Annotated in this window: 12 protein-coding genes; 2 read left to right on the top strand and 10 right to left on the bottom strand. The window is 46.2% G+C overall.

Features of this window, described 5'->3' with window-relative positions; translation table 11 throughout:
• From sufB to moaA, 5 genes are all read right to left on the bottom strand, one after another.
• On the bottom strand, window positions 1–957 hold a 957-nt coding region (sufB, locus tag OXH00_20070), incomplete at its 3' end, for a Fe-S cluster assembly protein SufB (GenBank protein ID MCY3743317.1).
• Window positions 958–1,048: 91 nt separating this feature from the next.
• On the bottom strand, window positions 1,049–1,831 hold the full coding sequence (gene sufC, locus OXH00_20065) for a Fe-S cluster assembly ATPase SufC (GenBank protein ID MCY3743316.1): 783 nt from the start codon (window positions 1,829–1,831) through the stop codon (window positions 1,049–1,051).
• Between the two features lie 96 nt (window positions 1,832–1,927).
• Window positions 1,928–2,299: a helix-turn-helix domain-containing protein gene (locus tag OXH00_20060; GenBank protein ID MCY3743315.1), complete on the bottom strand. Its 372-nt coding sequence runs from the start codon at window positions 2,297–2,299 to the stop codon at window positions 1,928–1,930.
• A 4-nt stretch (window positions 2,300–2,303) separates the two neighbouring features.
• Window positions 2,304–2,642: a type II toxin-antitoxin system RelE/ParE family toxin gene (locus tag OXH00_20055; protein ID MCY3743314.1), complete on the bottom strand. Its 339-nt coding sequence runs from the start codon at window positions 2,640–2,642 to the stop codon at window positions 2,304–2,306.
• A gap of 15 nt (window positions 2,643–2,657) precedes the next feature.
• Window positions 2,658–3,641: a GTP 3',8-cyclase MoaA gene (moaA, locus tag OXH00_20050; protein MCY3743313.1), complete on the bottom strand. Its 984-nt coding sequence runs from the start codon at window positions 3,639–3,641 to the stop codon at window positions 2,658–2,660.
• 218 nt (window positions 3,642–3,859) lie between these two features.
• Between moaA and OXH00_20045 the strand changes: the two genes are divergently transcribed.
• Together OXH00_20045 and OXH00_20040 are read left to right on the top strand one after the other, a co-directional pair.
• Window positions 3,860–4,228, top strand: coding sequence for a hypothetical protein (locus tag OXH00_20045; protein MCY3743312.1), 369 nt, complete (start codon window positions 3,860–3,862; stop codon window positions 4,226–4,228).
• Between the two features lie 41 nt (window positions 4,229–4,269).
• A complete protein-coding gene (locus OXH00_20040) occupies window positions 4,270–4,935 on the top strand; it encodes a carbohydrate binding domain-containing protein (GenBank protein MCY3743311.1) in 666 nt (221 codons plus the stop codon).
• A 97-nt stretch (window positions 4,936–5,032) separates the two neighbouring features.
• Here the strand turns inward: OXH00_20040 and OXH00_20035 are convergent, their stop codons facing one another.
• From OXH00_20035 to OXH00_20015, 5 genes are all read right to left on the bottom strand, one after another.
• The gene (locus OXH00_20035; GenBank protein MCY3743310.1) at window positions 5,033–5,245 is read right to left on the bottom strand and encodes an alpha-ketoglutarate-dependent dioxygenase AlkB; all 213 of its coding nucleotides are present in this window, start codon (window positions 5,243–5,245) and stop codon (window positions 5,033–5,035) included.
• Between the two features lie 21 nt (window positions 5,246–5,266).
• The gene (locus OXH00_20030; protein ID MCY3743309.1) at window positions 5,267–6,175 is read right to left on the bottom strand and encodes a class I SAM-dependent methyltransferase; all 909 of its coding nucleotides are present in this window, start codon (window positions 6,173–6,175) and stop codon (window positions 5,267–5,269) included.
• Between the two features lie 186 nt (window positions 6,176–6,361).
• Window positions 6,362–7,597 carry an MFS transporter gene (locus tag OXH00_20025; GenBank protein ID MCY3743308.1) on the bottom strand — a complete coding sequence of 412 codons (1,236 nt, stop codon included), beginning with the start codon at window positions 7,595–7,597 and terminating at the stop codon, window positions 6,362–6,364.
• 198 nt (window positions 7,598–7,795) lie between these two features.
• Window positions 7,796–8,809, bottom strand: coding sequence for a D-cysteine desulfhydrase family protein (locus tag OXH00_20020; protein ID MCY3743307.1), 1,014 nt, complete (start codon window positions 8,807–8,809; stop codon window positions 7,796–7,798).
• 5 nt (window positions 8,810–8,814) lie between these two features.
• On the bottom strand, window positions 8,815–10,500 hold the full coding sequence (locus OXH00_20015; protein MCY3743306.1) for a hypothetical protein: 1,686 nt from the start codon (window positions 10,498–10,500) through the stop codon (window positions 8,815–8,817).
• Window positions 10,501–10,694 lie beyond the last annotated feature (194 nt).

Here is a 10,694-nt window from a genome sequence, read left to right as displayed (position 1 = left end):
GTCGCCACGTGCACCCGGTTCCATCATATAGACACTCGGATACTTCATCGTTAACTTGCTGCCGAGGTTACCATCAACCCACTCCATTTGCGCGTCCTCATAAGCGAATGCCCGCTTCGTGACGAGATTATATACATTGTTCGCCCAATTCTGGATAGTGGTATAACGGACCCGCGAACCTTTCATGCAAACAATCTCAACGACTGCGCTGTGCAGAGATTCGCTGTTGAATGTCGGTGCGGTACACCCTTCAACGTAATGAACCTGTGAACCTTCATCAGCAATGATGAGTGTTCGTTCAAACTGCCCCATATTTTCGCTGTTGATACGGAAATAGGCTTGCAGTGGATATTCAACCTTCACACCTGGCGGGACATAAACGAAACTGCCGCCACTCCAAACAGCACTATTGAGTGCCGCAAACTGGTTATCCGCAGACGGGATGATCGTTCCGAAGTATTTCTTCACCAGATCCGGGTACTCTTTGATAGCGGTATCAGTATCAAGGAATACAACACCAATTTTGTCCAATTCTTCAACGATGTTATGATAAACGACTTCGGAGTCGTACTGTGCCCCGACACCGGCGAGGAATTTCCGCTCGGCTTCAGGAATACCAAGTCGATCAAAAGTCTTTTTGATATCGTCGGGTACATCGTCCCAGCTGCGTTCACTTCGGTCAGAGGCTTTAACGTAGTAATAGATGTCGTCAAAATCGAGTTGCGATAGGTCGCCGCCCCATTTTGTCATCGGCTTCTGCTTGAAAATCTTATAAGCCTCAAGCCGGTACTGGCGCATCCAGTCGGGTTCACCTTTAATGTCGCACATCTGATTGATGACTTCCTCGTCCAATCCCTTGCGTGACTTGAACGTCGGTTTAATATCGTCGTGGAACCCGTATTGATACTCTTTACTAACTCCGAGTTCTTCTATCGCGTTCTTTTCAGAATCTGCCATTTTACTTCCTCCTTCAGTAGCCGTCGGTATTCAGTTATCGGTTTTCAGTCAGCAAGTTACCTTCTGATAACCGACAACCCTGTCCTAACAACTATTCATCAATACCGTGTTTTTCACGAATCGGATCGTAACCCTCTGCTTCTAACACCTGTGTCAATTCCCATCCGCCGGATTCAACGACTCTCCCATCAAGCAGGATATGCACGAACTGCGGGCGGATATAGTCCAACAAACGTGGATAGTGCGTGATAATCAGGACACCCAAATCTGGTCCGATCAACTGACTCACGCTTTCACCGACGATTCGGACAGCATCAATATCGAGTCCGGAATCGGTTTCATCGAGAATAGCGATTTTCGGTTCAAGTACTGCGAGTTGTAGGATCTCAGCGCGCTTCATCTCACCACCAGAGAACCCATCGTTGAGATACCGTCTCGCGAAAGAATCATCAACGCCGAGTTGTTGCATCTTCTCGCGAAGCTCACGCCGGAATTCGCGCATCGGAATAAGTCCATCGTTATCGGAACCGTTCGCTCCTTTGCCGCGGACAGCACTGACAGCGAGTCTTAGGAAATTTGCTAAACTGACCCCTGGAATCGCCGTCGGATACTGGAAGGCGAGGAAAAGTCCGAGTTTGGCGCGTTCGTTGGGTTCCAATTCCAAGACATTGACACCATCGAAAATCACCTCACCAGAATCAACCTCGTAAAGAGGATGCCCCATCAAACCTTTAGCGAGGGTACTCTTACCCGACCCGTTTGGTCCCATAAGCGCGTGGATCTCACCCTGTTGGACACTTAAATTTAATCCTTTGATAATTGGGTTTCCTTGCACACTGATGTGCAAGTCTTTGATTGTCAACTCATTGGCCATTTTTTAATTTCGGACTCCTTAATCATGCTAAATTTAGAACATTTAATACTTTGCTACTTGCGAGCGCATTTCGTTTCACTATTGTTGTTAATCCATTCAATTTTCCGCCACATGCGCCGATGTGTTTTGTCTGTCTAACCCACCAGTGTATTTGCCAAGGTTAGAGGCTTCAAGTTTTATCGGCTGGATTGAGAGTTGATATCCAAGTGCTTTAAGAATAATTCCGAGTGCCTCAATCAAAGGCACATCCTCGTTAGAGATCATTTTTGAAAGGGCCTGCGGGTCTATATTTGCCTGTTTTGCAAACTCAGAAATACCACCTTGCGCTTCAACAACAGTCAGAAGCGACCTCCGAACCACGGCACGGCTCTTGTAGATTTGGTAGTCTTCAAGGATTGCTTGCAGATAGGCAATTGCACTTTCGCGATCAGCAAGCTGCTCAATAAGACATTCACGCCATGTTCTCATTTGTTTATAGATGTTCCCTTTTATATTCCAACCAATAAATTTTCGCTCGTTCTATATCTCGTCTTTGTGATGATTTATCACCACCACAAAGTAAAAGAATGATTGTGTTACCTATCTGTCCAAAATAAATTCGATAACCTGATCCAAAGTGGATCCGTAACTCAAAAACACCGTCCCCAACAGATTGGCAATCTCCCAAATTACCATCCTCAAGACGCTCGAGACGTGCCCGTATCCGAGCTTGTGTTTCTATATCTCGAATTGCGCTCAACCATTCGTTGAAAGGTTCTCGCCCACTTGCGGTTTGGTATACTCGTATTTCTCGCGGATGGGTCTCACGCATTGTTGATTTTAGTACTTATCCACCAATCCTCGACATATTTCGTTCGGGTTTAACGAAGTCGGCTGCGTTAATCTTATGCCCTGCCGCTTTCTGTTCAACCGCACCAAGAATTAATTCAGCAATGGCTTCATCGGCTACGCCTTCGCGTAGTGGTGTCAGCAGATCTGTTTCCGTTAGCGAGAAGAGACAGGTCCGGAACTTCCCATCAGCAGTAATGCGGACTCGGTTGCAATTTTCGCAAAACGGTTCACTCACAGAGGGTATAACACCTACTTCGTTTCCATTATCAGCGAAGCGATAACGTTGTGCCGTGTCGCTTTTCGCCTCGCCATTCACGGATACTGGTGTGAGCGGATAGAGCGCGTTAATTTTTTCGATAATCTCTTTTCCCGGAATGTACATGTTGCGTCCCCATACATCATCGGCATCCAGTGGCATAAATTCGATGAACCGGAGTTGGTAGTTATTTTTTCGTGCGAAGGTCGCCAAATCGACAATCTCGTCGTCGGTAAAACCTCGCATTGCGACAGCGTTGACTTTAATCGGATGAAAACCACATTCGTGTGCCGTCTTTAACCCGTCAAGCACGCGAGAAAGTACTTTCCGGCGGGTCATCTGCTCAAATTTCTCTTCGTTAAGCGTATCTAAACTCACATTAATCCTACGAAGCCCAGCATCGTAGAGTGCCTGTGCTTGGCTAATGAGTCCGATGCCGTTCGTTGTCAAACTAATGTCTTTGAGTCCTTCTAACTGGGTTAATCGCTTTATGAGTGCTGGCACACCGGGCCGGACAAGCGGCTCGCCTCCAGTAATACGGACTTTATTAACACCTAACCCGACGAAAATACGCGCGAGATGTAAAATCTCGTCATAAGTCATGAGTGCCGCATCTGGCATGAAGGTCATGTCTTCCGGCATACAATAGATACATCGAAAGTTGCAGACATCCGTAACCGAGATTCTAAGATTCGTATGGATCCGCCCAAAGCGGTCAAGCATCTGTTGTTTCATCTTAATTTAGACAAACTCAAAATTTATTAAATAGTATATCACATCAGTGTTCTTTTTGCAAGTTTTTTATATAGTAAATACTTTAAAAAAGATTATGAGTAATAGGGAAAAAATTATAAACCTACTCCACAAAAGAGTTTTCATTGACATCTCTGTAACTTTGATGTATAATATATTTATACTTCTGTAAACTGGAGGCAAAACTGATGAATGAAAAAGTGTTCCAAGTCGGTGGTGTTGAACTCCACGTCGACGAACGTAATTTTGGTGCAGACGGCGGTCCTTCTGTACGTGTTTACGGCGAGGCAGAGGGTGAAAATATTCAACTGCTCCGTTTCGACTGCTTTCGCAAGGATCCACACTATCACTATGACCCCTCCGGGAAAAACGACCAACGGCATCTCGATAAAGCGAGTGTGCCGGATTCAGTCGCATGGACGATTGAACAACTCGGACAAAACCTCGTAGAAATGATTCACACAGCAGGTTATAGCAGCGTCGCTGACACTGTTGATCAGGCGGCGGTCTCACAAATTCTACCTGAAGTGGAATCCCTTATGCGAAGCGAGACCTAATTTTATAGATATAACTTTAGCACACAGAGGAGAAAATTAACGTGACAAAATCTATTGCTATTAGCGTATTCTTGCTTATGCTGCTTGTAGGTCTGAGCACTTTTGCAGGAACCCCACAAGATTGGGGAAAATGGAAGGAAGGAGAACTCCTCCTTGAAAACCACAGTTTTGAAGAAGATTTAGCGGCTTGGGGTTTAGAGGACGGCGCATGCTGCGGCCGCGGTGGACTCTATACGATGGAAATCGATAAGAAAAATCCGCAACACGGGAAACAATCGCTCAAAGTTATCGGGCATAAAGCAACAGGTACCGCGTGGCATGCGAAGGTTCGGCAAAAGGATGCCTCAATGAAGTCCGGCGAAACGTACACCGTGATTTTTTGGGCGCGTTCTGAAAAGCCGCGCGAGGTACAACTCAGCCTCCAGATGCAACACGCCCCTTGGACCTTCTATCAAGGCGGTGCCATCAATCTATTAGGACCGGAATGGGCGGAGTATCACATCACTTTCCAATCCAAAGCCGATGTTGAAAGAGATATGTGGGTTGGATTAGCGATTGCACAATCGGATGTCGATTTCTGGATTGATAACTTCCGATATTTTGAAGGTGAACCGGAAGATGATCTGAATCGTGATACACCTTTCCCTGTGGATGCGAAAGAAAAATTGGCGACGAAATGGGGCGAGGTCAAGACAGAACGGTTCTAACTCACAAAGAAATTGTCAAAATATTATAGCCGTCCCGCCCTTCATTCTATAGGCGTGACGGCTATATCTTTTTTTACTACAACCTATCATTATCACGCTAAATCAATCTTCTAAAACTGAGCGATACGCGTCGCTGACGTGCATACTTGCGATCATCCCACACATCCGTTTTTCTGGCGGGAATCCCGTGCATCCATTTATTCTTCGCATCCGCGCTTAGGACAGTCAAACTCTCAGACGCAAGCCAGATCGGAATTTTTTGGGTCCTATCAGATGTAAGTGTTAGATTCATCACACAACTTGAACTCAAACTCAAGATGCAAAGTGAATTTTACGCGTCGCAAAGTATCTCATAGTAGACTTTGGCGTTATCGTGCAGTGAACCATTTATGAGTCTACAGTAGGAAAATGTTTCAACATCTGATTGGGTTATTTGGCTTCTAATCATCGAAAGGTTCGTTTTGAGTTTTTCCCATTTACCATACGTTTTCAGACGACCGGATTTGGACAGTGATCGGTGATCAGGATTTTGGTACACGAAGCACATTTTATGCTGATTGTATTCCTTCATAATCTGAATGATGGCTTCAGATAGGTTCTTAATATCCAATGTGGGACTGGAAAAAAAATAGCAAAAATTGAATATAATCTGGGTCACATTACCGTTTTCGATGTACTTGTCCAATAATCGGGTCAAACCATCGCACTCACGAACTAACTCGAATTTGCCATAGAAAGGCTCTTTATATCTGTTAGGACCATATTTGTTGATTGATGCCGCCTTATCAAGCATAGTTTGCGAACTATCAATGCCTAAATAAGTAATATCGCTTTCTCCTGCAAAAGCCCGAAAAGCAATACCAGAAGTTAATGGACCACAGCCGAAGTCAATGAACACAACTTTATTCTTTTCGTTTATCGGTGCAAGGCAATTCGTAAAGATGTGATAAGAACCGAAAAGGTGCCGAGGCATGTGATGGACACAATAGATGGATACCTTGTCTTTCGGAAAATAATACTCACTGGATGCTTTATCAAATGAAACGTCATCAAAATCGCTCTGTCCTTGACTCAGAATGCGCGCTATATCTTCCCAGTAGTATATTTTTGTATTTCTAACATCCTCCGCGAGTGCCGGTAGATCGTGTTCAAATGGCTGTACGACTAATTCTCCAAACAGGTTCTTTAGACTTTCACCAGGTTCATAATAATTATCATAAGGACGGTGGATATAGGACATATTTTGGAAGTTTTCTTTAGGTTAGGACTCACGTAAATTGAACAGAAGATTGGCGCATTTTGCTGAAAATGCCTCACAGTGAGAGTATTTGGTTGTATTGAATCGCCTAAATCCCCAACCCCGATACCCCAGAATTTAAGAGGAAATGCGTAACACCTAAGGAGATCTAAAAGTTGCCTCTGGGTTTTACGCTGATACAGGTGCAGGACGCGCCCCTAATTCACCGCGATACGCCAGTAGAATCGCAACGGCGATGCATGTCCCGATAATACCTACCGGCGAGAAGTTCCCGACGCTATCCACCAACAATCCGAGCAATGGCGCGAGAATAATTGTTGCCAGCGATTTCGATTGCGCCTCAATAGATAAAATCGTTGCACTCATCTCAGGTGTGGATTGGGCATTGAAACGGCTAATCAAACCGGGGCGCCAGAAGTTCTGGAGGATCGCCAGCCCAACGAAAAGTACGATGATTGCCGGATACCAATTGAACCACAATACCGGAATCAACAAAGCGAAGAATGCCAAATCTACCCACCACATAAATCGGGCAGCCCCCTCGTCGCTTCCGCGCCAATTTGAGACCTGATGCGAATTCCGGGAGGCAAAGGACGATAGGAAATAGAGCACAAAGTAGACACCTGCCACAAGTAACGCTGTGCGTTTCGATTCATCTAATGCTAAAAGTAAAGGCAATGCGATGACTGTCTGTTTGAGAATCGGCTGTAGATAATCTTTACTGGCTTTATACATCCCTTCAAACCCCATGCCTTCAAAGACCAATCGGCGGAGTGGCGGGAATCGCACTGATTGTTTCAAGGCACTGCCGAGCATACGCGCAACGGCTTTGAGGGAAAATTCGCTCTGTCTATCACCATCTAACCGCGCAGGGTAGCCGAAGAAGTTAACGATATTCATCGCATAAGGGATAATTGAGAACCAGAAGATGTCTACAAAATTACCGCTGTAAAAAACCAGCACACCTGCGATGAGAACAGAGACTGCGGAACCCATCTGCGACCAAGAACGGGTAAAACCGTATATTTTCGTCTTCTCATCCGACCTGCCCTGCAGGCGAAGCCAATCAAAGATCATCGCCTTATGAGTGCCACTGCGGAACGCATCGCCTAAACCGTAGAAAAACATCGCAGCGAACAACGGGAACAGCGATTTACTGACTGCGAATATAACAAAAGAAGCAATATAGGCAAAAAACGAAAAAATCATGGCGCGTCGCCTGCCATAAAGATCTGCGACCGCGCCGGACGGGATTTCAAATAGGTTGGTGCAAACCTCCCGAAATCCAATCAAGATGCCAATTGCAAAGTAGGACAACCCTTTGTCAAGAAATGCGAGATACAGAAAGTTTTCATAGTAACGTTGATTCTTCAGAAAACCGTAGAGCGAAAAACGGAATAGCATCAGGGCGTTCTCGTTTTAACAGGTTAGAAGTGGCAATTGAAATCATGTTCAATTGCTATTTATCGGTTAAGATAATAACAGATTTGGAAAAAAAGGCAAGGGAAAATCAGACGTGCTTAGATGCTATCACACGAGATCAGTGCCATAGAAATGTATAGGGAAACCGCGATCCTGTCGTCAAGTTACGAGGGATAAGGCCTACAGATCGGCGGTCAATTCTTCTTGGTAGGCAAAGAGTGCTGGGGTGCCGCCTGTGTGGAGGAAAATAACGGTATCATCGCGTCCGAGTTTGCCCCGTCGGATATGGTCAATGAGGCACGCCATCGCCTTAGCGGTATAGACAGGATCCAAGAAGATCCCCTCGGTTTTGGCAACGAGCTTGAGGGCATCAATACATTCCGGTGTGAGGTAACCGTAAGCCTGTCCGATATAGTCATCTGTGTTCTGAATATCTGCGTCGGTGACTTGGGTATCCAATTCCAAAAGTTCGGCGGCATTGTTTGCAGCGGTGCGTAGCCGATCAAATTTACCTTCCCAAACAATAGGTGCGATGCCAAACGGTTTCATTTTTAGCCCAAGCGTCTTGGTGCCGAGGACAAGCCCCGCTTGTGTGCCACCTACGGAAGCGGTATAAATCCAATCTGCATCAATACCCAACTGCTGTTGCTGTTGTGAAATTTCAGCGATACACCACGTAAAAGCAACGGCGGCAAGGGCGGTCGAACGCGGTGCTGCGAGGACATAAGGTTTCAGTCCTTGCGTCTTTAGTTTTTCGGCGAGTTCGTACTTCACCACATCTAATTCGGGTCCGAAGGGTACATCAACAATCTCAACGTTCGCGCCTGCGATATTATCTAACAGTAGATTCCCTTGGAGAATACTTTTGTGATCACGGGCGAGGCGAAGATAACACTTGAGTCCGAGTTTACCGCAGGCAGCAGCGGCTTGTCTGCAGTGATTGGATTGCGAAGCCGCGCCCTGTATAATTGTATCAGCCCCTTCTGCGACAGCATCGCCGATCGTGAAAGTCAGTTGCCGGACTTTGTTGCCCCCAAAAGCCAAACCTGAGCAATCTTCGCGTTTCATAAAGATGCGCGGTCCCCCGAGTGCTTCGGAAAGCCGCGGGCATTCTTCCAAGGGGGTCGGGAAATGACCGAGGTCTACCTGTGGTAGCTGCGCGATCTTTTGAACTAAGTGTTCGTTTGTCTCCATCCGCTTTACTCCGCTTCAATGACGACAGCCATCTGATTGACCCGTTTCCCATCCTTAGACTGCAACCCAACCCTGACAACTTCAACGATTGTCCCCGCTCCAAACTCGCAAGAACGCGCGCCTTTGACTTTATGATGCTTCGGTGAAACTTTCGTTACTCCGACTTCAATCGGGATAACTTCGGAATCAACGATATCCAAGAACCAATTGAGACGTTCCGGTAATTCACTGCCTCGCGTGCTCTCTACCACCTCAACGAAGAGAAAATCTCGGATAAATTCAATGAGGAATTTTTTAAAGATAAGCACCTCAATCTTCTCGGCGTGTTCTTTCTCCTGGTCGACCAACTTACTGGCGAAGCGTTGAAGGTAAGCATCACATTCATTCTGAATTTTCTCCAAATCGCGTTCGCTTTCAGCGAGCAGGTCTGGAAACAAGGTCGGGGCAGGTGTAGAGACACCGCGCGTCTGCTTGAGTGTCCGTCTGAGACGTGTATCTACTTCATCAAGCACTTGGACAAGCTGCTCGCTTTCAGGTGTAGGACGTCCGGTCTCCTTCCGCCATTCGATCACTTCGCTCACCATGAGATTCAGGAGCCAAATTGCAATTTCCGACTCGGAGAGCGTGTCCATATCCCAATCAAGGAGATTGAGTCCATATCCCTCGTTGTAATCTCGTTCCAACTTAGCGAGTTCGTCTTGAAATATGTTCTGAACTGCTTCGCCTTTTTGTTGATAATAAGCCTTGCCACGTCTACCACCGGCAGCCAGACCCAACGCTTCAGCGATATGCCCAAAAACACCTTTCTCTTTCCGTTTTAAAGCTGTAGCCCCCAGATGCGCGGATGCTTGTGCCTTTCGTTGTGCAGCGAGTGCACTTGGTGGAAGGGACGGCACTGCGATCTTAAATTCTAAACTGGAATCCACAATAGACGACACAGACACGGCACCCTGAGTTACAGGTATTTTCAATGCCATAGGTGGAGGAGCAGGTTTCCTTCTTGGCTTCTGTTCGTTCTTCGGTAGCAACGATTCCGGTGTGCGTTCCTCCGAAGGGTCCGGCACTTCTATTTTTTCTTTTATCTCTTGCGTCGTCTCGATTTCGGGTAAAGCATGTGCGTCCTCATCAAGACTTGTTCCTATCGGTTCCGCGGTCTCTGCCTTCGGCGTATCCACTACTGATTCTATTTCTAACTGTTGCGCTGCATCTACATCAGGAACAGCAGGTTCACCCGCGTTATTCTCAGTTTCCAAAGGTGGTGCGGTGTCTTCTGGACTCCCTAAGAGGCGTTCATGAATTTCACCATGAATTTCCGTTAGCGATTCAGGTGTGAGCGAATCCAATTCAGCGGCGGTTTCCGAAGTATCCTCCGCCAGTTTTTCAGGTTTGAGTGCCTCCAATTCAGCTAATATCTTTTCAATGCGGGCAGAAACGGGGTCAGCATCATCTATAAAAAAGGTTAATCGATATGCGTCAAGAATCTCTGTAGGGAGGTGGCGCGAGATGGGCGCGTCGGTTAACTGAAACTGCGCCCAATTGGCGAGTCCACTCATCGAAAGCTTCTGATACATCACACGCACCTGTCTTTCGCTGTTAACCAGATTCCGTACACTCATAATGGTGGCATCACCATCAAGACTAAAAAGTATCTCAATATCTCGGAAACGCCCTGTTACGCTGTTCCTTGCCATGTTATCGTTCTCCTTGAAAATCTCTCTATATGTATTAACTAAGCGCGAACAAAAGTTTACCAGACTTTATCGGACTAATTCTATTCAACGTCTTTTTGTCAATTCGCGTTACAAAATTTTTGCTATCCAGTTGTTACTTGAGCATTAGACAATCAGTACCTATATTAGAACGTAGAGAACTGAGTAACACCAGA

The organism is Candidatus Poribacteria bacterium (assembly GCA_026706025.1).
Lineage (GTDB): Bacteria > Poribacteria > WGA-4E > WGA-4E > WGA-3G > WGA-3G.
The sequence above is the reverse complement of the archived record's forward strand: the minus strand, read 5'-3'. Positions and strand labels throughout refer to the sequence as shown.